The sequence below is a fragment of the Kitasatospora sp. NPDC059577 genome (assembly GCF_042735475.1).
Classification (GTDB): Bacteria; Actinomycetota; Actinomycetes; order Streptomycetales; family Streptomycetaceae; genus Kitasatospora.
Map to the genome: position 1 here is coordinate 70,208 of NZ_JBHWBZ010000016.1, position 22,092 is coordinate 92,299.

The window sequence follows — 22,092 nt, forward strand, 5'->3', positions numbered from 1 at the left end:
CCCGAACGGAGTAGGCCAAGCCCGGCGGACCCCGGGGCCCCGGCACCGATCGGGTGCGGGAACGCCGAACCCCGGCAGAATCGATGTGGGGGGAGGCTGCCGCTGCTCTGCAGACGCACACGTGAGAGGAAAACCGTCATGCCCGACTTCCACCCGAAGCACGACCACCTGATCGTCAAGCCGATCGGCGAGGCGGCCCCGCAGGACCCGGACCGGTGGAAGGGCGAGGTGGTGGCGGTGGGGCCCGGCCGGCCGCTGGGAAGCGGCAAGCCGCACCCGGTGGACGTCAAGGTCGGCGAGCGGATCCTCTTCAATCTGCGCGCCGGGGCGCAGTTCGAGGCGGGCGGGGAACAGTACGTCGAGCTTCCCGAGGACGAGGTCCTCGCACTCTCCGCAGAGTAGGAGCACGAGCAGAAGTACCGGATGCGCAGGAGCACCGGACACGCAGGAGCACCGGACGAGCAGGCAGCGGGCGCACCCTGCGTCCTCGAACCCCGCGGCCCTGGCCGCAAGCCCCCGAAAGCCCTGGAGGTTCCCGCCATGACCGAACAGTCGTCGGCCCGGGTCGGCGTCACCGGCCTGGCCGTGATGGGCCGCAACCTGGCCAGGAACTTCGCCCGCCACGGACACCGTGTGGCTGTGCACAACAGGACATGGGCACGGACCGCGGCGCTGCAGGAGGAGTTCGGGCACGAGGGCGACTTCGTGGCCGCCGAGACCGCGCCGGCGTTCGTCGCGGCTCTGGAGCGCCCCCGGCTGATCGTCATGATGGTCAAGGCCGGGGCACCGACCGACGCGGTCATCGACGAGCTGGTGCCACTGCTCGACGCGGGTGACGTGGTGGTGGACGGCGGGAACGCGCACTTTCCCGACACCAGGAGGCGTGAGGCCGCCCTGCGGGAACGCGGACTGCACTTCGTGGGCTGCGGGATCTCCGGCGGCGAGCAGGGTGCACTGGAGGGGCCGAGCATCATGCCCGGCGGCACGCCGGAGGCCTACCGGGTCCTGGGCCCGCTGCTGGAGGACATCGCGGCCGAGGTCGACGGCACGCCCTGCTGCACCCACGTCGGGCCGGACGGCGCCGGCCACTTCGTCAAAATGGTCCACAACGGGATCGAGTATGCCGACATGCAGCTCATCGCCGAGGCGTACGACCTGCTGCGCCACGGAGGCGGGCTGCAGCCCGCCGCGATCGCCGAGGTCTTCCGGACGTGGAACGGCGGGCGCCTGGAGTCCTATCTGATCGAGATCACTGCCGAGATCCTGGCCCACACCGACGCGGCGACCGGCAGGCCCTTCGTGGACGTCGTACTGGACCGGGCCGAGCAGAAAGGCACCGGCCGCTGGACGGTCCAGAGCGCGCTGGACCTCGGCGTGCCCGTGAGCGGGATCGCCGAGGCGGTCTTCTCCCGCGCGTTGTCCGGCAGCGTGCCGCTGCGGCGGGCCGGCCGGGACCTGCCCGGTCCCACCGAGACCTGGCTCGACAGCGCGGCGGCGGACCGTTTCGCAGACGACGTCGAACAGGCCCTGTACGCCTCCAAGATGGTGGCCTACGCCCAGGGCTTCAACCAGATCCAGGCCGGGAGCGCGGAGCACTCCTGGGACATCGACCCCGGCGCGATGGCCACGATCTGGCGCGGCGGATGCATCATCAGGGCCCGCTTCCTGGAACGGATCAGGGCCGCGTACGAGGCGGACCGGGAGCGCCCCACGCTGCTGACCGACGCGCACTTCCGGGAGGCTCTGAACTCCGCGCAGTCGGCCTGGCGGCGGGTCGTCTCGGCGGCGGTCCAACTGGGCGTTCCCGCCCCCGGCTTCGCCACCGCGCTCGCCTACTACGACGGCCTTCGGGCAGGACGCCTGCCGGCCGCGCTGGTGCAGGGCCAGCGGGACTTCTTCGGTGCGCACACCTACCACCGCGTCGACCGGGACGGGATCTTCCACACCCGCTGGGAAGTCCCGGGCCGCCCGGAGGAGCAGCGCTGACGGGCCCCTCGACCGCCGGCGAGGGTTCGGCGTCGGCTCACGCCTCATCGTCCCGGCCCTCGACCACACGGTGCTCACCGGCCCGCGTCGACCTGCCGGAAGACCGGCCGGAAGACCGGCCGGAAGACCGGCCGGCGCACCGCCCGCGGGCCCGCGCCGCCGCCGGGCACCCGGGCCGCCGCGGGGGCCGCGCCGGCCGGGTGGTCGCGCAGCCCTGTGGTCCCGCTCGTGAGCGCGGTGGCGCCCCTGGGTGTATCGCCCGGCCCCCCCCCCGCCCCCCGCGACTGCGCGGACGCGGAACTCCAGGGCCTCGCGGAGTCCGGCGCTGCCGGGAGCGCGGCGGAACGAGGCGCGCGTCCTGCGCCGCTCCTCGCAGGACGCGCTGCCGGCCGGGACTGCTGTGGTCCAGGCGCCGCTCGGACGGGCCTGCTCAGCCGCTCGCGCCCCCGGCGTGCACCAGGCGGGTGTACGCCTCCGACAGGGACCTGACCGTTTCGCCGATGCGGTACTCGTGCGTGTCGATCGAGCGCACCGGCTGGACCTCGTACGCCGTGCCGGTGAGGAAGCACTCGTCGAACGTGCCCAGTTCCTCGGGCAGGATGTGGCGTTCGACGACCTTGATGCCGAGGTCGTCGGCCAGGTCCAGGACGGTTCGGCGGGTGATGCCCGACAGGAAGCAGTCGGGGGTGGGGGTGTGCAGGGTCCCGTCGGATACCAGGAAGAGATTGGCGCCGGTGGCCTCGGCGACGTACCCCCGGTAGTCGAGCAGCAGGGCGTCGTCGTAGCCGTGCCGGTCCGCCTCGTCGCGGGCCAGCGTGCAGATGTTGTACAGCGAGGCCGCCTTGGCGCGGACCGGGGCGGTGTCCGGGGCGGGGCGGCGCCAGCGGGAGGTGCCCAGCCGGATGCCGCGTGACGCGGCGTCCGCCGAGAAGACGTGCGGCCACTCCCAGGTGGCGATGGCGACGTGTACGGAGGCGAGCGTTCCGGCCACGCTGATCTGCTCGCTACCGCGCCAGGCGACCGGGCGTACATAGCCGTCGCGGACCTTCTGGCGGTCGACGAGTTCGCGGGTCGCGCGGTCGAGTTCGTCGACGGAGTACGGGATCTCGAAGCCCAGTTCACGGGCCGAGGCGTGCAACCGCTCGGTGTGCTCGGTGAGTTTGAAGATCTGCCCTTCGTAGACGCGTTCGCCCTCGAACACGCCCCCGCCGTAGTGCAGTCCGTGGGAGAGCACGTGCAGCCGGGCGTCGCGCCAGGGCACGAAGCGGCCGTCGTACCAGATGACGCCGTCACGATCGTCCAGGGCGGGGGTGTTCACTGGGTGTCGCCTTCCGGGGCGTAGTCGATGCGGATGCTGTCGGCGAGGAACCGGTGGAACTCCTCGGCGTCCTCCGTGCTCGGGTGGTGGGACAGCACGAACGCCGGATAGCCCGTGAAGTGCGGGTAGGGGCGTACCACGTCGCCCGGGTGGAGCATCTGCACGACGTGGTCGACCCGGGGGTCCTTCGCCACCTCGTCGAGGCCGTGGAGGGCGACGATCCGGCCCGAACCCCCGCACGGCACGATGTAGTTGGCGGCCGCCCCGACCGCCGGTGCGAGCTGCCCCGGCGTGGGCGGCAGGACCGGGGCGAGGCGGACCGCGATGCGCAGCGCCTGGGCGGCCAGGTCGACACCGGTGACGTGGTGCGCGATGTAGTGGGAGACGCCGGAGCCGCCGACGCGGGCGCCCAGCTCCAGGAGGTACGGGCGTTCGCCGCCGCGCAGCCGCAATTCGGTGTGCGTGGGGCCGTCGGTGACGCCGAGGGCCGCGTGCGCGGCGACGACCTCGCGGACGACGGCCTCCCGGACGTGCGGCGGCAGGAGCGCGGGGGCGCGGTAGACGCCCTCCTCGAAGTAGGGGCCGACCGGTTCGCCCTTGTAGCCGATCGACAGGACGTGGACCCGGCCTTCGTGGGCGAGGGACTCCACGGCCAGCTCGGGCCCGTCCAGGTACTCCTCGACGACCAGCCCCGTCACCCGGCCCAGCTTGCTCGCGCAGACCTGCCAGACCTCGTCGACGACGGCGCCCAGCTCCTCGGGCGTATCGACCTTGGTCACGCCCAGGCTGGAGAATCCGTTGGCGGGCTTGACCACGACGGGGAAGTCGAGGCGGGCGGCTTCGGCCCGGTCCTCCGGGGCGTCCACGGTCGCGAAGCCGGGGACGTTCAGGCCCGCGTCGGCCAGCCTGCGGCGCATCAGCCGCTTGTCCTGGACGGTCCGGGCGACATCGCCGCCGAGTCCGGGCAGGCCGAGGGCATCGGCCACGTCCGCGACGAACGGCACGGCCGGGTCGTACAGCGTGACGATCCCGTCGAACGGCACGGCACGGTGTCGTTCGGTGAGCGCGGCCAGTGCCTCGGCGGGCGCGCCTTCCACGTCGAGGCGCAGCACCTCGACAACGGCGGGAGGCAGCCGTTCGGGGTCGACGTCCTCGTCCGGGCGAGGGACGAGGACGAGGTCCACACCGGCGCGCAGCGCGCTGTCGAAGATCCAGGGCAGCGAGGTGCGTTGGTAGACCAGGACGACGGTGGGGCGGTCGGTGGGTGCGTGGTTCACAGGGTGCTTCTTTCGGACGGGTCGGGGCTCGGGGACGGGACGCCCGTCGCCGAGGCGCCGGCGGCCTGCTCGGACGGGTCGGGGTCCCGCTGCTGTTCGTCCGCCGTGGCTGCGGCGGCCGGTTGCGCGGCCACCGTCATCCAGACGCCCGCCGCGCACAGCGCGAGGAACAGCAGGGCGAGCGGGCCGGGTGCGTCCGCCTCTCCGGTCGCCCACTCGCCGAGCCGGATGAGGAACGGCACGGTGAGGGCGACGGCGGAGGTGAACAGCGGCCCCTTGCGCAGGATCAGCTCGTGCGAGATGAGGAAGACGGGCGCGGTCAGCACCGCGCCGAGCAGCGCCACCCCGGCCCACTGGGCGGCGGAGACGCCGCCCAGTGGGCAGTAGAGGGCGGTGGCGACGCCGAGCATCACGGTGCCCGCGCCGGTGACCGCGGGCAGTGCGGCCATCGGCGGCACGTCCGCCATGTGGCGGCGGTAGACGTATCCGTACAGCGCATACGTGAACGTCCCGGCCAGGGCGAGCAGGACGCCCGTCGTCAGTGACCCGGTGGCGTCGCCGCTCGCCGGGCCGTCGCCGAGCGCGTAGCCCAGGGCTGCGCCCACGGCGAGGACGGCGCCCGCGGCCTTGCGCACGGTGGCGTGCTCGCGGAAGGCGACGGCGCCGATGGCGAAGGTGATGCACGGCAGCAGGGACACGACGAGGCCGACCCGGGACGCGCCGATCTGCTCGACCCCGAGGAGGGTCCCCGTGTAGTACGCGAAGAAGCCCAGGAACGCCAGGAGGACGACGGCGCCGTAACGGCGGGAGCTCGCGCGGATGGCGCTCCAGGTGCGGGGGCGCAGCACGGCGACGGCGGTGATGGTCACGAAGCTCGCCGCGGTGCGGCCCGCGGCGACTGCCAACGGCGGTGTGCCACTGACCAGTTTCCCGGAGGCGACCCACCCCGCCGCCAGCAGGAGCACCATCAGGCAGGACAGTGCGGGGACGACCAGCCGTCCGTCTCCGCGCACCGTCGTGCGCGTACCGTCCTCCGTCACCATTCCGCTTCCGCGAAGCGCAGTGGCGGCAGGCCGGCCAGCGGGAGCTTCGCCCTCAGCAGGACGCTCTGGTCGTCGGTGAACCGGTAGCGCTGCTTGGGCTCCCCCTCGGGCAGGTAGGTGCGGACGAGGGCCTTGGCGGCCGCCCGGTACTCGTCGTCCGTCCGTACCTGCTCCTCCAACTCCTCGACGGTCGAGACGAACGCGCGCAGTGCGTCCAGCGCCTTGTCGCGGTCGAGGTGCAGCAGGGCGCCGTTCTCGGGCGAGCCGGTGAGCGCGCCGTGCTCGCGCAGCCAGGAGTAGAGGAAGACGCCCGTGCCCGAGTCGAAGTTGCGGGTGGCGTCGTCGGCCTGCGGGTAGCGGAAGATGCGTTCGAGCAGGATCATGTCGATCTGCTCGCGGGCGAACGGCACGTCGCCGTCCGCGCAGGCCAGGACGGTCTTCGCGTCGACCTTGATTTCTTCGAGAAGCCCGACGAACCAGTTCATCTTCAGGGAGATGTGCTGGTCGAACGGCCAGCGCCCCTGGTAGTGCATCGAGTCGTGCAGGTAGCCCCAGATCGCGCGGGCCTCGAAGCACACCTCGGGTGCGAGCCCGGACGAGGCGCGGGGCACCGAGTCCGCGGTGAGCACGGCTTCGGCGCCGGGCAGGGCGTACGTCTCGTGGATCTTCCGCATCTTGTTGTAGAAGAACATCGCGTAGGCCTGGTCGACGACCTTGTCCCGCGCGGCGACGTTCTCGGGGAAGAAGACGATGCAGTTGCCGTGCGTGAAGCCGTCGCTGCCCGCGATCAGCACCAGCGACTGGCAGTTGTTCTTCGGGTGGGGGTACGTCTCGGCGAGGCTCGTCAGTGCGTCGGGCTCCTTGCGCACCGCGAAGAAGCAGTCGAGCCGCTTGCCCACCGGGGGAACCGAGTTGGTGCTCTGGGCGGGGGCGAGGAAGAAGACCGGGGCGCCGTCCTCGGGGGCGTGCAGCGCGTCCCTGGAGCGTGCGAAGTGTGGCGCGCTGTCGAGGCCTTCGGCGATCCAGTCGTCCACGTCGGCGGCGAGCGCGTCGGCCTGGTGGCCGAGGCCGCCGCGCGCGTACCAGGCGGTGGCCTCGTCGCGGATCGCGGTGAGCAGGTCGCGGTCCTCGACCGTCGGTGCGGCGACGGTGCCGTCGTCGGCCTGGCGGGCCCGGAAGCGGTTGACGCGTGGGATGAGCGAACCGGTGAGCTCGGCGGCCCGGGCGCGCAGTTCCTCGCTGAGGGGTGCGTTCGTCGTCACAGCAGGACCCCCGCGCCCTCGGTGCGGTCGGCCGGCTCGTCCACGGCCAGGACCTGGTGGATGGTGAACACCATGGGCACCGGGCCGAAGTCCCGCAGTACGCGCAGGCCGTGGCGCTCGGCGGCCACGATGGTGGTGATGCAGCCCTCGGTCACCCCGGCGGCGCAGTCGATGGCGGCCTGGGAGTTGCTCAGGACGATGCGCGTCTCGGCTGTCGGCGCGATCAGGCCGGCGGGCGCGGGGTGTGAGGACACGGTCCTCGGGGTGTCCGGGCCGGCCGTGGCCAGGACCATGTTGTGGGTCGGCATGATGAAGCTGTCGACCATGTGCAGGCGGTGCAGGTTCCCGAAGGTCAGGGTGTGCAGCGCCGGGTAGACGGCGCAGGCTGCCAGGGCGTGCCGCCCGTCGGCGGGAACGGATTCGAGGGCGCTTTCCAGTGAGGCGTGGAGTTCGACGCTTCCGTCGATGCCCCTGCGCCGGAGCCACTCGTGGGCTGCCGTCTCCAGGTTGGTCCCGTGCGGGCCCAGGGTGTGCAGATATCGGATGCTGTCCACGCCGATGCCCGTACGGGGACGGGTTCCGGTGGCGATGCTCAAGACTCCCCCATGCGTACGCGGTCCCGGTCGGTCTCGGAACCGGGTTCTTCGGTGGGGCCGGTGGGGTGCACCGACCCGCGCGCACCGGCGTCGTGGCACGGCTGCGCGTCTTCCCGTTGCGGCGGCGTCGCCGCGTCCAACTGCTGTGGCCTGTCTGCGGTCTCCCCCCGGCGACCTTCTGTCTCGGACCCTCTCACGTGCCATTGGGCAGGTCCTTGAACGAGTGTAAGACTTATTGATCAAACACGGCGCCGTCGGCCCAGGCAAGGGCGGTTCCGTGAAGTCTCGAATCCCAAGATCGCGACGGATCCGCGTCGTACGCCGACGCGCGCTCGACGAACGGGTGCCGGTCCTCCGGACCCGTCCGCGCCGCGGGTGCCCTGGGTCAGTCGGCGTGCCGGGCGGCGGCCGGCAGGGGTTCGACCCCCACGACGCGGCGGATCCGGGTGGGCTCGACGAAGACCGTGACCCGCCGCTCGCCGGGGATGCGCCAGCCGTACTCCTCGACGCCGAGGTACGTGCGGGCGAGGCGGTCCATCTGCCGGTCGGCCCGCTCCCCGGTCACGAACTCGACGGCCCGGCCGTGGATCTGGATCCGGTCGTAGGGATCGGCCGCGTCGGAGCTGGAGAGGCAGACCCGGGGGTCGTGACGCAGGTTGCGCTCCTTGATCCGGCCGATGGAGGTGTTGAAGTACACCCGGTCGCCGTCGATGCCCAGCCACATCGGGGTGACGTGCGGGGCGCCGTCCTCCCCGGTGGTCGCCACGAACCAGATCCGCGGCTCCGCCACCCTGACCCGGATGTCCTCTGTCCAGATGCCCACCGGCCGGCCCTCCGTCTCGCCGTCGCGGCGGCCCTCGCCGCGACTGGTCACTGATGGTGCCTCAGTCCGGCGTCATGGGTGGGGAGGCGCGGTGGCCGGCGGCGGACCGGCTCCGACCACCGAACGGGAACACACCACCGGGCCGGGAGCACCACCGGACCGCGACCGCTCAGCGCCACCCCGCCGCCCTTCGGCCTGTCGGCGCCGCCCGGATGCCACCAGCCGATAGGAATGAGCACCGGACCGAACCGCACCCCGGAGGCACCGGTGAACCACCCGATCCTCGACCAGATCCAGCAGCTGCGCGCCGAGTCGGCGCCCGGCGACGCCCCGCCCTTCGTGGTCACGGCGCTCGCCGACGGCACCGCCCCGCGCCGGCTGCTGGCCGAACTCGCCGCCCAGCAGCACCGGATCATCCGCTCCGACCGCCGCAGTCTGCTCGCGCTCGCCACCCGTTGCGCGGACCGCCCGGTCGGTGCCTGGTTCGCCACTCTGGCCGAGGGCGAGAGCGCCGCGCTGCGCACCCTGCCCGCGCTCGCCGCCGCCTGCGGTCCGGGCGGCACCGCGCCGCAGGCCCGGCCCCCGCTGCCCGGCTGCCAGGCCTACCCCGGCTACCTGGCCTGGCTCGCCCTGAACGGCCGGCCCGATGCCACGGCCGCCGCCCTGGTCGCCAACTTCGCGGCCTGGGGGAGCTACTGCGCCGCCATCGCGCAGGCGCTGCGCCGGCACTACGGCTTCGCCGACGAGGCGTGCGCCTTCTTCGACTTCTTCGCCCGGCCGGCGACGGAACTGGAGCAGCAGGCCGCCGACGCGCTCGGGCCGGACCGGCTCGACGAGTCGGCCCTGGCCGCCGCCCGGGAGTACGGGTCGATGCTCCAGTCCTACGAGCACCTGTTCTGGGACACCCTGGGCGTGCTCGACGTCTGACCGGCGACGGCCCCGCTCGCCCCACCGTCGGCAGGCGGCCTCCACCTCGCCCCACAGGCTGCGCAGCCCGGACCGGTACTCCGCCGAGCGGGCGAGGGCGTGACGCGAAGGCCGCACCGCGGGATCGCGCCCTTCTCGTTCCCGGCGGCGTCGTAGTCGGCCACGATCCACAGTGCGGACTCGGGAGCCGAACCTGCGGTGCTCCGGCCTCGGGGCCGGGCCGCACCCGGGCGGCTCGGTCACTGGTCATGGGGGTGGAACTGCCCCTCGTGTCCTTGCGGGCCGCCCCGGCCGGCGGGACGGTCCCGCCCGGGGCCGTCCCGCGGGGGCCGGTGGATCCGGGGTCGGGGCCCGGTCGCCCGACGATCACCGACTCCGCCGCTGCCACGAACGACACCGGGGTGACGGGTCCAAACATGCGGAACAGCGGTGCCCCGATTCTGGCTCGTTTCCCGCACTCGGCCGCCCCGTGGCCCCGGGTCGTGCTTGTGGCGGGAGGGATGCGCACCTAGATTCACGACGTGTCGATCCAGTAACTGAGAGTGGCAACGGCGTCCCGCCGTGAACTCGGTGCCCGACGGTCCGATCGTGGTGGCCAACGCCCTCTTCCCCGGTCGGGTGGAGATCCCGCCGCCGGCGATGACCGACGACGTCACCCCGGCCTGGAAGAAGCCCCGATCCGTTCCCCGTCCTCTCGACTCCCTCGCGGAAAGGCTCACGCATGACCGCCCTCACCGGACAGCACGAGAACGGCCGGCACGTGAACAGCCCGTCGGACCACGACTCGGACCCGCACGAGACCGACCTGCGCCGGATCCGCGCCCTGATCCTGGCGGCGGACGGGCCCGAGGAGCAGCTTGCGGCGGTGATCAGGTCGGCGGGCGCCGAGCAGACGGCCGCCGACCTCGTGGACGAACTGGTCAGCCGGGCCGACCTGAGCGAGCAACTCGCCGCCGCGGCGGTGGTGGTGCAGTTCGAGCTCGCCTTCGACGGCCAGGTGCTCCGGCACCACCTGCTGGCCGGCCCCAAGGCCGAGCACCGCACCGGGCCGGCCGACGAGCCCAGCGCCACCGTCCAGCTGGACCTGCTCGACCTGGCCCGCGCCGTCTTCGGCGCCCGGCACACCGCAGGCCACCGCACGCCCGGGATCACCTGGCACGGCATCGAGGACCCGGCTCGGCTGATGCCCGTACTGGCGGCCTTCCCGGTCGTCCAGCAGCTGCTCCGCGGCTTGGTGGAACAGCCGCTCGACCTGGGCGAGTTGTCGCTGCGCCACGGTTCGGACAAGTGGGGGCTGCACTACTACACCGAGCACTACGCCCGGCACTTCGCCCCGCTGCGGGACCGGCCGCTCACCGTCCTGGAGCTGGGGATCGGCGGCTACGCCGACCCGGCGGCGGGCGGTGGCTCGCTGCGGATGTGGAAGCGCTTCTTCCGGCGGGGCCTCGTCTACGGGGTCGACGTCTACGACAAGACGGCGCTGCGCGAGCAGCGGATCCACACCGTCCAGGGCGACCAGGCGGACCCGGCCTTCCTCACCGCGCTGGCCGAGCGGATCGGGCCGATCGACATCGTCATCGACGACGGCAGCCACTACTGCCCGGACGTCATCGCCGCCTTCGGCGCGCTCTTCCCGCACGTGGTCCCGGGCGGGCTCTATGTGATCGAGGACCTGCAGACCTCCTACTGGCCGGGCTACGGCGGCAGTTCGGAGCGGCTCGGCGACCCGACCACCAGCATGGGCTTCCTCAAGCAGCTGCTCGACGGCCTCAACCACGAGGAGCACGAGCCGCCGACCGCGCACCGCCCGAGCAGGACCGACCGGACGCTGGCCGGCGCGCACTTCTACCACAACCTGGCGATCCTCGACAAAGGCCGCAACGAGGAGGGCACCGTCCCCCCCTGGATCCCGCGCCGGCAGCTGAGCGCCGAGGAGATCGCGGGCGCCCGGTGGGCCGCCGAGCAGCAGTCCGAGCCGCAGCCCGAGGCCGGCCCGGACCAGGACCCCAGCTGAGCCGCGCGGTCTGCCGCGCCCCTTCTCCCGTCCCGAATCGCGCTTCCCGCTTCCCTCTTCCCTCGTTCCTCCTCCCGATACCGACGGAGTAGCAGTGAGCCACATCCTGATGGTCAACATCCCGGCCCACGGCCATGTCTTCCCCACTCTGGCGGTCGCCGGTGAACTGGTACGCCGCGGGCACCGGGTCACCTACGCGGCCGTCGACGACTTCGCCCCGGCCCTGGCCGAGGTCGGCGCCGAACACCTGCGCTACGACTCCACCCAACCGCTGGACAGCGTGGGCGGTCCCGAGAACGGGCGCACCCCGCTGATCTTCCTGGACGAGAACATCGCCATCCTGCGCGCGGTCCAGGAGTGGTTCGGCGACGCCAGGCCCGACGCGGTGGTCTACGACGCCGTGGCCTTCCAGGCCGGCCGGATACTGGCCCACACCTGGGGGCTCCCGGCCGTCCAGTCGACGCCGTTCTTCGCCTCCAACGACACCTACTCCTTCGTGCAGCAGATGATGGAGGCGGACGGCGCGGTCCCGCTCACCGAGGAGGTGGTGGTCGAATTCGGCGTCCGGATGGCCGAGTTGCTGGCCTCGCACGGCATCGACGAGCCGGCGCACGAGTTCATGATGCGCACCGAGGGCCTCAACATCGTCCACGTGCCGCGGTTCTTCCAGCCGCACGGCGAGAGCTTCGACGAGCGCTTCGCCTTCGTCGGGCCGTGCCTCGCGGACCGCTCCTTCCTGGGGGAGTGGCAGCCCCCGGCGAGCGGCCTGCCGGTGGCGCTGGTCTCGATGGGGACCGTGCACAACAAGCATCCGGAGTTCTTCCGGCTGTGCGTGGACGCCTTCGCCGAGCTGCCCTGGCACGCCGTCATCTCGGTCGGCGGGGGGATGGACCCGGCCGACCTCGGTCCGCTGCCGGACAACGTCGAGGTCCACCACTGGGTCTCGCACCTGGCGGTGCTCCGGCACGCCCGGCTGGTGATCACCCACGGCGGCATGGGCGGCGTGCTGGAGTCCCTGGACGCCGGCTGCCCGATACTCGGAGTGCCGTCCTGGCCGGACGTCGCGGCCAACACCGCGCGGGTGGCCGAGCTGGGCCTCGGCCGGGTACTGCTGCCGGCGGAGGCCGACGTGAGCCTGCTGCGGGCCGCGATCACCGAGGTGGCCGCCGACGCGGCCGTGCAGGAGCGGGGCACCGAGGCGCAGCGGCTCACCCGGGAAGCGGGCGGTGCCACCCGCGCCGCCGACGAGATCGAGGCCTACCTGAAGCGCACGACCTGATCCCACCACAGGGCCCGGCGTCCCCGACGAGAAGCGGAACGATCAACGGACGCCAAGGCGGCCCACCATGGGGGCGGTGCGCGCCACTGTGGTGGGCCGATGTCAACGATCAAGCAATTCCCGGTCACCTTCGACGGTGCGGAACCCGAGCGCCTCGCGCGTTTCCGGTGCAACGTTTCCGGTGCAACGTTTCCGGTGCGAGGTGTCGGGGTATGTCGTGCCGCCGCCACCGGAGGGGTTCGCCACGTGGGAGGACGACAAGAGCGCGCAGCCGGCCGAGCGGCGGGACGCGTGGCTCGCCTGCGTCGATCCGTCAGGCGTGGGGCCGCGGTTGTTGTACTCCCAGCACGTTCCCGAGGGCAAGGCCGCCAAGAACCGTTGAACGAGACGAGTACGTCGTGCACGCCGATCGCGAGGGCGGCTTCGCGGACTGTGCCGACACTCTGGCGCTCCTCCTGGGCGGTCGGGAGGTCTTCCTCCAGGATCTCTCCGACCGTCAGCCCGGTGCCCCGGAGCCCTGCTCGTACCGGCCCTGCCCGACCTCGTAGGTCCGGTAGGGCTCCAGGCCGTGCGGCTCGGTCCCGACGCCGCCGAACAGGCACCCCGGACTCATGACAGCTCCTGTGAATCGGTGCGACAGGAGGGGTGCCAGTGCCGCCCGAGCATAGTGCAGCAGAAGTGGGCCTGACAGCAGAATGCCGCAGAATCCGACGTTCGACCGGACACCCGGGAACCCGTCTCGTGGCGCGCTATCGATGCGATATCCGGGTCTGGGAAAATATCCGACAGCATGCCGGCGGAGTGAATTTTCCGCTTTCGGAAAGGATATTCTCGACCCACCCTCCGGCAGGGAGCTCACGGGGGGAGATCAGGGAGCGGTGCGCCCCGCCCTTCTAGGGCTCAAGGAATTCCGGGAGAACGCGAGGTGGCCATGTCCCGACGCTCAACACGCCGAGGGAGTGCGCCCGGGAGACCAGAGCGGGCCGGTTCGCGGCCTGGAAATGGCGCATCATCAGCCCGATGCGGTACTCGATGCCCTGCGGGCTCAGATAGAGCGATGCCGCCAGCCGGACGGTCGGGGTGCCGACCGCGACGCCTTCCAGGATGCGGGCGTCCACGGCGGTCAGCCGACGGACGCCCGCGCCGCCGGCAGGGCCCCCGGCTGCCGGACGGGCGTCGCCGGCGGGCCCGGACCGCGGCGGCCGCGGCGCGGGCTTGATCTCCTCAGAGGTCGCTGACGGTGTCACTCCTCGGTCCCCCTTCCCTGTCGTCCGCGGTCTCAGGCGCGCAGCGTGCCGGCGAGGTGGTCGCGGAGCATGCCGGTCACCTCGTCCGCCCGGGTGCTGAGGTAGAAGTGCCCGCCGGGGAAGACCTTGAGGTCGAACGCGGCCGTCGTGCGGTCGCGCCAGTGCCCGGCCTCGGGGACCGGTGTCCAGGCGTCCTGGTCCCCCACCACGGCGGTGACCGGGCAGGTGACCGCGGCGTCACGGTCGGTCCGGTAGGCCCCCAGGGCCCGGTAGTCGCCGCGCAGCACGGGCATCACCATCCCCAGCAGTTCCTCGTCCTCCAGGAGCCGGGCGTCGGTGCCGCTCATGGCCCTGACCTCGGCCACGATGCCCGCGTCGTCGAGTGGGTGGGAGGGCCCGGGCCGGTCTGCGGACGGCCCCTTGCGGCCGGAGACGAAGAGGTGGTCGATCCGACCGCCCGCGCGCTCGATCCGCCGGGCCACCTCGAAGGCGACGAGCGCGCCCATGCTGTGCCCGAAGAAGGTCAAGGGGAGGTCGTCCCAGCGGCGCAGCGCTTCGGACACGTCGTCGGCCAACCGGTGCAGGTCATGGACGCCGGGTTCCTCCCGGCGGTCCTGCCTGCCGGGGTACTGCACGGCCAGGAGGTCGACCGGACCGCACAGTGCGGCGGATACCGGGAAGTAGAAACTCGCCGATCCGCCGGCGTGCGGAAAGCAGACCAGTCGGCGCGTGGCCGTCGGCGAGGGATGGAAGCGACGGCACCACAGGTCGCTGTCCAAGGAGAGGGAGGTCATGTCGGCCTTTCATTCCTTTCGCGAAATCCGCGCGGTGCCGGCGGACGGGGTGTGGTGATCACGTCGGACACCCGCCGCACCGGTGGGCCGGCTGGTACGAACTAATACGGGGATCCCCGATCGGCGACGATCGGCGGGTCACGGGCACCGCATATGACAGCCTGCCATGCCTCCGGGAATGTCAGCAAGTACGCATCGGAGCGCATCCGGAACTCATGTTCGGGTTCAAAACCGGCCGTTTCTTCGGCGAATGGCAAGAGCGTTGCCGTGCGGAGCAATCCTGTGGGATTTACTTGGCTCCAACTCGGCATGAACGGTCCGGCCGGACCGCGCACCGCGGATCCGGGCGAGGAGGCGAGGGCACCTCATGGCAAGGTTGTACGCCGTCAGCGACCTCCATGTCGCCCACCCGGAGAACAGGGCGATCGTCGAGGGGCTGTTCCCGGTGGACGAGGAGGACTGGCTGCTGCTGGCCGGGGACGTGGGCGAGCTGGCCGCGGACGTGGAGTGGGTGCTGCGGCTGCTGGCCGACCGGTTCTCGACCGTGGTGTGGGTGCCGGGCAACCACGAGCTGTGGACCCATCCGTCCGACCCGGTGCGGCTGCGCGGCGAGTACCGGTACCGGTATCTGGTGGAGCTGTGCCGACGCCTGGGCGTCATCACGCCCGAGGACCCGTATCCGGTCTGGACGGGGCCGGGCGGACCCGTGACGGTGGCTCCGCTGTTCCTCCTGTACGACTACAGTTTCCGGCCGCCCGGGGTGGCGGACGCGGGGACCGCGCTGGCCCTGGCGGAGGCCGCCGGCGTGGTGTGCAGCGACGAGTTCCTGCTGCACCCGGACCCGTATCCGACGCGGGCCGACTGGTGCCGCGCGCGGGTCGCCCGTACCCGGGCGCGCCTGGCTGCCTGCGATCCGGCGTTGCCGACGCTGCTGGTGAACCACTTCCCCTTGATCAAGGAGCCGACGGAGGTGCTGCGTCATCCGGAGTTCGCGCTGTGGTGCGGGACCACGGCGAGCGCGGACTGGCCGGTGCGCTACCGGGCGTCCGCCGTGGTCTACGGGCACCTGCACATTCCGCGGACCATCCACGCGGACGGGGTGCGGCATCAGGAGGTGTCCCTCGGGTATCCGCGCGAGTGGCAGCGGTGGGGCAAGCCGGATCCGCTGCTGCGTGAGGTCTTCCCGTCCGGTGCGGAGCGGTGACGGGCTCCGGCCGGTGGGCCGTGGTGGGCAGGCCTGGTCCTGACCACCGTGACGGTGCCGCGCAGCGTAAACCCGGCATGCGCGCAAGGCCTGTGCTCTAGGAATACCTCTAGACAGGACAGGACCGCGTTGACCCGCACAAGGTCACCCAAGACGCTGGAGGCAGTCTTGCCCACCGGTCGTGCGATGAAGAGGACTCCCCCTTGAACTTCCTGTTGCTGGGCCCGCTTTCCGTCCGGTTGAACGCGCGTGAGGTGCACGTGTCGGCGCCGAGGCAACGCGTGGTCATGGCAGCCCTCCTCCTCAACGCCAACCGGGTGATCTCGGTCGACCGGATCGCCGAGTACGTCTGGGACGGCGCCCCGCCGCCGAGTGCCGCCGCGACCGTCCGCACCTATGTGATGCGCCTGCGGCAGTCGCTGGGCGAGCACGCCTCCGCCCGGATCCTCACCCGGGCGCCCGGCTACCTCCTCGAACTCGGCGAGCACGAGAGCGATCTCGGGCAGTTCACGGCCCACCGCCGGCGCGCGGCGGAGCTGGCCGAGCGCGGAGACCTGGAGGGTTCCTCCGCCGAGCTGGCCGAGGCGCTCGCCCTGTGGCGCGAGGAGCCGCTGGCGGACATCCCGTCGCAGACGCTGCGGGATGTGGAGGGCCGCTACCTCCAGGAGCTTCGCCTGCAGACCATGGAGATGCGGTTCGACGCGGAGCTGGCGCTGCTGCGGCACGCCGAGGTCGTGCCGGAGCTGGTACGGCTGGTGCGGAAGCACCCCTTACGGGAGGCCCTGGTGGGCAAGCTGATGCTGGCACTGGGCCGCTCGGGACGGCAGTCGGAGGCCCTGGACCTCTACCAGCGCACCCGGGCGCTGCTCGTCGAGCAGCTCGGCGCCGAGCCGAGCACCGATCTGCGCGAGGTCCACCGGCACATCCTCTCGGCCCACGACCGGCCCCGCGCGCCCGACCCGCTGGGGCAGCCCGCAAAGGCCCCGGAGGCGGCCGTCGCGCCGGCGTCGGCCACCGCCTGGGAAAGGTCCTGCTGGCCGAGCCCGGCGCAGCTGCCCTCGGTGCCGCTGCCACTGTCGGCCCGCTCCGGTGCACTGGCGCGGCTGCAGCACTTCCTCACGACCGGCACGATGCCCGCGGGCATGGTGGCGACGGCGGTGGTGACCGGCCGGGGCGGTGTCGGCAAGAGCGCGCTGGCCCTGCAAGCGGCGCACGCCGTGCGCGGTTCCTCGGTGCACGGCCAGCTCTACGCGGATCTCGGCGGAGCCGCGCGGCCGCTGACCGCCCGGGCGGTGCTGCCGCGGTTCCTGGCGGACCTCGGTGTGCCCCGGGACGAGATACCCGAGGAGGAGTCGGAACGGGAGAGCCTCTACCGCTCGCTCACCGCGGGCCGCCGTCTGCTGGTGGTCCTCGACAACGCCTCCAGCACCGCGCAGGTGCGGCCGCTGATACCGGGTAGCGGGGGCAGCAGGCTGCTGGTGACCAGCCGACGGCGGCTCGCCGATCTGGAGGGGGCGTCCCCCCTCGTACTCGGCCCGCTGGACGAGGCCGGGTCGCTGGAGCTGCTGGGCAGCATCGTCGGCCCGGCCAGGGTCGGTGCCGAACCGCGGTCGGCCCGTTCGGTGCTGACGGTCTGCGCGGGCCTGCCGCTGGCGATCCGGATCGCGGGGACCCGGCTGCTGGAGCGCCCGCACTGGACCATCGGGCACTTCGCCCGGCGGCTCACGGACGCCCCGCAGCTGCTGGACGAACTGTGCGCGGGCGACCTCGGTGTCCGGCCCTGCCTCGACGCCGAGCACGCCGGGCTCCGGCGGACGGCTCCGGCCGGGGTCGACCCGGCCGAGGTGTTCACCGCGCTGGGGGCCGCCGGATCGCGTTCGGTCTCCAGCAGTAGGGTCGCGGTGATGTTCGGCTGCTCCGAGGCGCAGGCCGAGGAGGCCTTGGACGCCCTGGTCGAGGCGAATCTGCTGGGTGAGCCGGCGGGGGGCCGCTACCGGCTGGACGCGCTGCTGCGGGCGTACGCCCGCGAGCGGGCGCAGGCGGTCGCCGTACGGCAGCACGGTCACCCGTACATGCGCGCCGGGTGACCGTCCCGGCGGCCCGGCGACGGGCACCCGGCGGCCCGGTTCCCCTTCCCCCGATGCTTTTCGACTCGATCTCCTTCGACCCGATCTCCTTCGAGAGGACCCCCGCGCCATGGCCCACCAGACAGAAGCCACCCACGACCTGCTCGCCTACGTCCGGGAGGTCTCCCTCCGTGACGACGATCTGCTCAGGGAGCTGCGGGAGGCCACCGCGGACCTGCCGGGCGGGACCGCCCTGCAGGTGATGGCGGAGGAGGGCCAACTGCTCTCCCTGCTGGTCGGGTTGACGGGGGCGCGGGCGGTGCTGGAGATCGGCACCTTCACCGGCTACAGCACCCTGTGCATGGCCCGCGCGCTCCCGGCCGACGGGGTGCTGGTGTCCTGCGACATCGACGACCGGTGGCCGGCCATCGGCGCCGACTTCTGGAAGCGGGACGGGGTCGACTCGCGGATCGACCTGCGGATCGGCGATGCCACCGCGACCCTGGACGCGCTGCTGGCGGAGCGCGGGCCGGAGAGCTTCGACCTGGTGTTCATCGACGCGGACAAGAGCAACTACGTCCGCTACTACGAGACTTCGCTGGCGCTGCTGCGCGCCGGCGGTCTGATCGTGGTCGACAACACCCTCTTCTTCGGCCGGGTCGCCGATCCGGCCGCCGTGGACCCGGAGACCGCCGGGGTCCGGGCTTTGAACCGGCTGCTGCACGAGGACCCCCGGGTGGAGCTGTCGCTGCTGGTGATGGCCGACGGGATCACACTGGTCCGCAAGCGCTGAGGGCGGCGGGCCGGAGCCCGGGAGCGCCGGCCGCCGCCGCCGCGGTCACGACGTTCCCGGGCCCCCTTCCGGCACGTTCAGGTCGGGTGCGTCCACGCTGATGACCGTGGACACCACGCGCGGGCCGGGGACCAGGTGGAGGCGCTGGAGTCCGGTGTCCTCCGGAACCGGCGCGAGGACGGCGGCGCACGGGCACGGGGCTTCGTCCAGGCCCTCGAAGCCCGCGAACCGGTAGGCGATCTCCATCATCCGGTTGCGTTCGGTCGCCCGGAAGTCCGCGACCAGGTGGACTCCGGACCGGGCGGCGGCGTCGGCCAGCCAGTTCAGCAGGGTCGCGCCGGCGCCGTAGGCGACGACCCGGCAGGAGGTGGCGAGCAGCTTGAGGTGCCACAGGCCCGGGTGCCGTTCGAGCAGCAGGACGCCGACCGCGCCGTGCGGGCCGAACCGGTCGGTGAGGGTGACCACCAGGACCTCGTGCCGGGGGTCGGTGATCAGGCCGCGCAGCACCGCGTCCGGGTAGTGGACCCCGGTCGCGTTCATCTGGCTGGTGCGCAGGGTGAGTTCCTCGACCCGGGACAGCTCCTCGCCGGTGGCCCGGCCGATGCGCATCCGCAGGTCCAGGGAGCGCAGGAACTCCTCGTCGGAGCCGGGGGCGGCCGCCCGCTCGGCCTCGCGGCGGAAGCCCGCCTGGTACATCCGGCGGCGGCGCCGGGAGTCGACGGTGTCGGCCGCGGGGGTGAACTCGGCGAGTTCGGGGAGTGCGAGGACCTGCTCGGCCGGGTAGCACCGTACGTCGGGCAGGTGGAAGGCCACTTCGGCGCGTTCGGCGGGCCGGTCGTCGACGAAGGCGATGGTCGTGAGCGCGAAGTTCAGCCGGTCGGCGATCCGGCGCACCGACTCGGACTTGGCGCCCCACCCGATCTCCGGCAGGACGAAGTACTCGGCCACGCCGAACGCCTCCAGCCGGGCCCAGGCGTGCTCGTGGTCGTTACGGCTGGCGACGGACTGGAGGATGCCGCGGGAGTCGAGCTCGATCACCACCTTGCGCACCTCGTCCGGCAGGTGCACCTCGCCGTCCTCCAGCAGGGTGCCCTGCCAGAGGGTGTCGTCCAGGTCCCAGACCAGGCACTTGACGATCTCGGCCATGCCGTCCTTCCTCGTCCCGTCGGCCGTGGGCCCGCTCACCGTGCCCCCGGAGCGGAGAGGGCGTGCTGTGCCAGCATCAGCCGGCACAGCTCGTTGCTGCCCTCGATGATCTCCATCAACTTGGCGTCCCGGTACGCCCGGGCCACCGCGTGCCCGTCCCGGGACCCGGCCGAGGCCAGTACCTGGACGGCCGTCGCCGCTCCCCGGGCGGCCTGCGTCGCGCTGACGTGCTTGGCCAGTACGGTCGCCACCACCTGGTCCGGCGACCCTTCGTCCCAGCAGCGGCCGGCGTGCTCGCAGACCCGCGCGGCCACCTGCTCGGCCGTGTAGAGGTCGGCGAGGTGCCCGGCGACGAGCTGGTGCTCTGCGAGCGGCCTGCCGAACTGCTCCCGCCCGGCGGCGTGTGCGGTGGCCGCCGCCAGACAGGCCCGCAGGATGCCCACGCACCCCCAGGCGACGGACATCCGCCCGTAGGCCAGCGCGGTCGTCACCAGCAGGGCGGGCGGCAGTCCGTGACCGCCCAGGACGCTGTCGGCCGGCAGCCGCACCCCGTCGAGGTGTACGTCCGCGTGTCCGGCCGCGCGGCAGCCGAGCGGGTCGGCGATCCGCTCGATCCGGACGCCGGGCGTGTCGGCGGGCACCACGACGGCCACCGCGCCGTCCTCGTAGCGGCCGACGACGACCAGCAGGTCGGCGTAGTGGGCGGCGGTCACCCACTTCTTGTGTCCGTCGACGACGACCGCGTCGCCGTCGCGGCGGACGGTCGTCGTCATCGCCGCGAGGTCACTGCCGGCGCCGGGCTCGCTGAAGCCGACCGCCGCCAGTCCACCGCCGGTCAGCCGGGGGAGGTGGGCGGCCGACTGCTCGGCGGTGCCGAAGCGCTGGATGGTCCATGCCGCCATGCCCTGGGAGGTCATCACGCTGCGCAGCGAGCTGCAGAGGCCGCCCACGTGGGCGGTGTACGCGCCGCTGCGCATGCTGCTGAGCCCCCAGCCGCCGTACTGCTCCGGGACTTCGGCGCACAGTCGGCCCTCGGCGCCCAGTTCGCGGAGCAGGTCCAGCGGGATGAGGCCGGTCCGGTCCCACTCCCCCGCCTGGTCGCCGACCCGCAGGGTGACGGAGGTCATGGCGCTGTTCAGGTCCTCACTCATGCCGGCCCCCGGCGGCGGGCACCCGGAGCCGGTCCACCAGCTCCGCCATCCGCCGTACGGTGCGGAAGTTGTCCAGCCGCAGGTTCGCGCCGCGGACGGCGATGGCGTAGGTCTTCTCCAGGTGCACCACCACCTGCATGGCGAACAGGGACGACAGGCCGCCGGCGTCGAACAGGTCGGTGTCTGCGTCCCAGGCGGTTCCGGTGTGTCCCTCCAGGAATCCCAGCAGTTCCTTCTCCAGGTCGTGGGTGTCGGGCGTGTTCGCTGTGGTCATGGCCGTCTCCTTGTCGGGGTGATCAGGTGTAGTCGTAGAAGCCGCGCCCGGACTTGCGGCCCAGCCGGCCCTCGCGGACCAGCCGGAGCAGCAGTTCGGCGGGGCGGCAGCCGTCGTCGCCGGTGCGTTCGTGGAGCACGGTGAGGGAGTCGACGAGGTTGTCGATGCCGATCAGGTCCGCGGTGCGCAGCGGGCCGGTGGGGTGTCCCAGGCAGCCCTGCATCAGGGCGTCGACGTCCTCCGCGGTCGCCGTGCCCTCCTCCACGACCCGGGCCGCGTCGTTGATCATCGGGTGCAGGATGCGGCTGGTCACGAAGCCGGGTGCGTCCCGGACGACCACCGCCCGCCGCCGCAGCGCCGTGAGCAGGGCCGCCACGGCGGCCATCGCCGGGTCCCCGGTCTTGGCGCCTCGAACCACTTCGGCGGTGCCGATCAGGTAGGGCGGGTTCATGAAGTGGGTGCCGACCAGATCCTCCGGCCGCTCCACGGCCCCGGCCAGTTCGTCGACGGGGATCGAGGAGGTGTTGGTGATCAGCAGGGTTCCGGGCCGGACCAGTCCGGAGACCTCGGACAGGACGGCGGCCTTGGTCGCGGCGTTCTCGGTGACCGCCTCGACGACGGCGGTGGCTCCGGCGGCGGCCTTGAGCGAGGTGCCGGTGGCCAGGGCGCCGAGGGGCGTCCCGGCGGGCAGGGCGCCCATCAGCTCGGCCAGCCGGAGGTCGCCGTCGATCAGGTCCGTGGCCCGGTCGAGCCGTTCCCGGTCGATGTCGACCAGGTGGACCGGCAGGCCGTGTCCGAGGGCGAGGACGGTGATGCCGACGCCCATCACCCCGGCTCCCAGCACGGTGAGGGCGTGTCGCGGGGGGGAATCGTCGTACGGGGCCGTGGTCAA

General features: G+C 72.6%; 20 protein-coding genes and 1 pseudogene. 9 read left to right on the forward strand and 12 right to left on the reverse strand.

Annotated elements, in window-relative coordinates:
* Window positions 1-138 precede the first annotated feature (138 nt).
* A complete protein-coding gene (locus ACFV0O_RS15800; protein WP_360264513.1) occupies window positions 139-402 on the forward strand; it encodes a hypothetical protein in 264 nt (87 codons plus the stop codon).
* Window positions 403-540: 138 nt separating this feature from the next.
* The gene (gene gndA, locus ACFV0O_RS15805; protein WP_380341525.1) at window positions 541-1,986 is read left to right on the forward strand and encodes an NADP-dependent phosphogluconate dehydrogenase; all 1,446 of its coding nucleotides are present in this window, start codon (window positions 541-543) and stop codon (window positions 1,984-1,986) included.
* 430 nt (window positions 1,987-2,416) lie between these two features.
* Here the strand turns inward: gndA and ACFV0O_RS15810 are convergent, their stop codons facing one another.
* The 6 genes from ACFV0O_RS15810 to ACFV0O_RS15835 form a co-directional block, all read right to left on the reverse strand.
* On the reverse strand, window positions 2,417-3,304 hold the full coding sequence (locus ACFV0O_RS15810) for a branched-chain amino acid aminotransferase (protein WP_380341528.1): 888 nt from the start codon (window positions 3,302-3,304) through the stop codon (window positions 2,417-2,419).
* Window positions 3,301-4,581 (reverse strand): ATP-grasp domain-containing protein, encoded by a 1,281-nt coding sequence (locus tag ACFV0O_RS15815; RefSeq protein WP_380341531.1) that lies wholly within the window; start codon window positions 4,579-4,581, stop codon window positions 3,301-3,303. The genes ACFV0O_RS15810 and ACFV0O_RS15815 overlap by 4 nt, the downstream gene beginning before the upstream one ends.
* Entirely contained in the window at window positions 4,578-5,624 is a 1,047-nt protein-coding gene (locus ACFV0O_RS15820) for a DMT family transporter (protein WP_380341534.1), read from the reverse strand. The genes ACFV0O_RS15815 and ACFV0O_RS15820 overlap by 4 nt, the downstream gene beginning before the upstream one ends.
* Entirely contained in the window at window positions 5,618-6,886 is a 1,269-nt protein-coding gene (locus ACFV0O_RS15825; protein WP_380341537.1) for a DUF6421 family protein, read from the reverse strand. Before ACFV0O_RS15825 ends, ACFV0O_RS15820 begins: the two co-directional genes overlap by 7 nt.
* The gene (locus tag ACFV0O_RS15830; RefSeq protein ID WP_380341540.1) at window positions 6,883-7,440 is read right to left on the reverse strand and encodes a bacilysin biosynthesis protein BacA; all 558 of its coding nucleotides are present in this window, start codon (window positions 7,438-7,440) and stop codon (window positions 6,883-6,885) included. Before ACFV0O_RS15830 ends, ACFV0O_RS15825 begins: the two co-directional genes overlap by 4 nt.
* A gap of 427 nt (window positions 7,441-7,867) precedes the next feature.
* Window positions 7,868-8,305, reverse strand: coding sequence for a PPOX class F420-dependent oxidoreductase (locus tag ACFV0O_RS15835; RefSeq protein WP_380341543.1), 438 nt, complete (start codon window positions 8,303-8,305; stop codon window positions 7,868-7,870).
* Window positions 8,306-8,536: 231 nt separating this feature from the next.
* On the opposite strand from ACFV0O_RS15835, the gene ACFV0O_RS15840 reads away from it, so the two are divergent.
* The 4 genes and pseudogenes from ACFV0O_RS15840 to ACFV0O_RS15855 all read left to right on the forward strand — a co-directional run.
* Complete coding sequence (locus tag ACFV0O_RS15840) at window positions 8,537-9,232, forward strand: transcriptional regulator (protein ID WP_380341546.1); 696 nt, start codon at window positions 8,537-8,539, stop codon at window positions 9,230-9,232.
* Window positions 9,233-9,953: 721 nt separating this feature from the next.
* On the forward strand, window positions 9,954-11,246 hold the full coding sequence (locus ACFV0O_RS15845; protein WP_380341549.1) for a hypothetical protein: 1,293 nt from the start codon (window positions 9,954-9,956) through the stop codon (window positions 11,244-11,246).
* Between the two features lie 94 nt (window positions 11,247-11,340).
* Window positions 11,341-12,525 carry a macrolide family glycosyltransferase gene (locus tag ACFV0O_RS15850; protein WP_380341551.1) on the forward strand — a complete coding sequence of 395 codons (1,185 nt, stop codon included), beginning with the start codon at window positions 11,341-11,343 and terminating at the stop codon, window positions 12,523-12,525.
* 99 nt (window positions 12,526-12,624) lie between these two features.
* A pseudogene (locus ACFV0O_RS15855) lies at window positions 12,625-12,904 on the forward strand (hypothetical protein); the annotation flags it as partial.
* A 514-nt stretch (window positions 12,905-13,418) separates the two neighbouring features.
* Here the strand turns inward: ACFV0O_RS15855 and ACFV0O_RS15860 are convergent.
* The gene (locus ACFV0O_RS15860) at window positions 13,419-13,643 is read right to left on the reverse strand and encodes a LuxR family transcriptional regulator (protein WP_380341553.1); all 225 of its coding nucleotides are present in this window, start codon (window positions 13,641-13,643) and stop codon (window positions 13,419-13,421) included.
* Between the two features lie 161 nt (window positions 13,644-13,804).
* Window positions 13,805-14,566, reverse strand: a complete 762-nt coding sequence (locus ACFV0O_RS15865) for a thioesterase II family protein (protein WP_380341556.1) — start codon at window positions 14,564-14,566, stop codon at window positions 13,805-13,807.
* Between the two features lie 367 nt (window positions 14,567-14,933).
* Between ACFV0O_RS15865 and ACFV0O_RS15870 the strand changes: the two genes are divergently transcribed.
* From ACFV0O_RS15870 to ACFV0O_RS15880, 3 genes are all read left to right on the forward strand, one after another.
* Window positions 14,934-15,770 (forward strand): metallophosphoesterase family protein, encoded by an 837-nt coding sequence (locus tag ACFV0O_RS15870; RefSeq protein ID WP_380341559.1) that lies wholly within the window; start codon window positions 14,934-14,936, stop codon window positions 15,768-15,770.
* Between the two features lie 260 nt (window positions 15,771-16,030).
* Complete coding sequence (locus tag ACFV0O_RS15875) at window positions 16,031-17,857, forward strand: BTAD domain-containing putative transcriptional regulator (RefSeq protein ID WP_380341600.1); 1,827 nt, start codon at window positions 16,031-16,033, stop codon at window positions 17,855-17,857.
* 109 nt (window positions 17,858-17,966) lie between these two features.
* Window positions 17,967-18,629 carry a class I SAM-dependent methyltransferase gene (locus ACFV0O_RS15880; protein ID WP_380341562.1) on the forward strand — a complete coding sequence of 221 codons (663 nt, stop codon included), beginning with the start codon at window positions 17,967-17,969 and terminating at the stop codon, window positions 18,627-18,629.
* Window positions 18,630-18,674: 45 nt separating this feature from the next.
* Here the strand turns inward: ACFV0O_RS15880 and ACFV0O_RS15885 are convergent, their stop codons facing one another.
* The 4 genes from ACFV0O_RS15885 to ACFV0O_RS15900 are packed head-to-tail and all read right to left on the reverse strand — an operon-like array spanning window position 18,675 to window position 22,092.
* Window positions 18,675-19,775: an HAD-IIIC family phosphatase gene (locus tag ACFV0O_RS15885; RefSeq protein ID WP_380341565.1), complete on the reverse strand. Its 1,101-nt coding sequence runs from the start codon at window positions 19,773-19,775 to the stop codon at window positions 18,675-18,677.
* Between the two features lie 35 nt (window positions 19,776-19,810).
* The gene (locus tag ACFV0O_RS15890; protein WP_380341567.1) at window positions 19,811-20,926 is read right to left on the reverse strand and encodes an acyl-CoA dehydrogenase family protein; all 1,116 of its coding nucleotides are present in this window, start codon (window positions 20,924-20,926) and stop codon (window positions 19,811-19,813) included.
* The gene (locus ACFV0O_RS15895) at window positions 20,919-21,200 is read right to left on the reverse strand and encodes an acyl carrier protein (RefSeq protein WP_380341570.1); all 282 of its coding nucleotides are present in this window, start codon (window positions 21,198-21,200) and stop codon (window positions 20,919-20,921) included. The genes ACFV0O_RS15890 and ACFV0O_RS15895 overlap by 8 nt, the downstream gene beginning before the upstream one ends.
* 22 nt (window positions 21,201-21,222) lie before the next feature.
* Window positions 21,223-22,092: a 3-hydroxyacyl-CoA dehydrogenase family protein gene (locus ACFV0O_RS15900; protein WP_380341573.1), complete on the reverse strand. Its 870-nt coding sequence runs from the start codon at window positions 22,090-22,092 to the stop codon at window positions 21,223-21,225.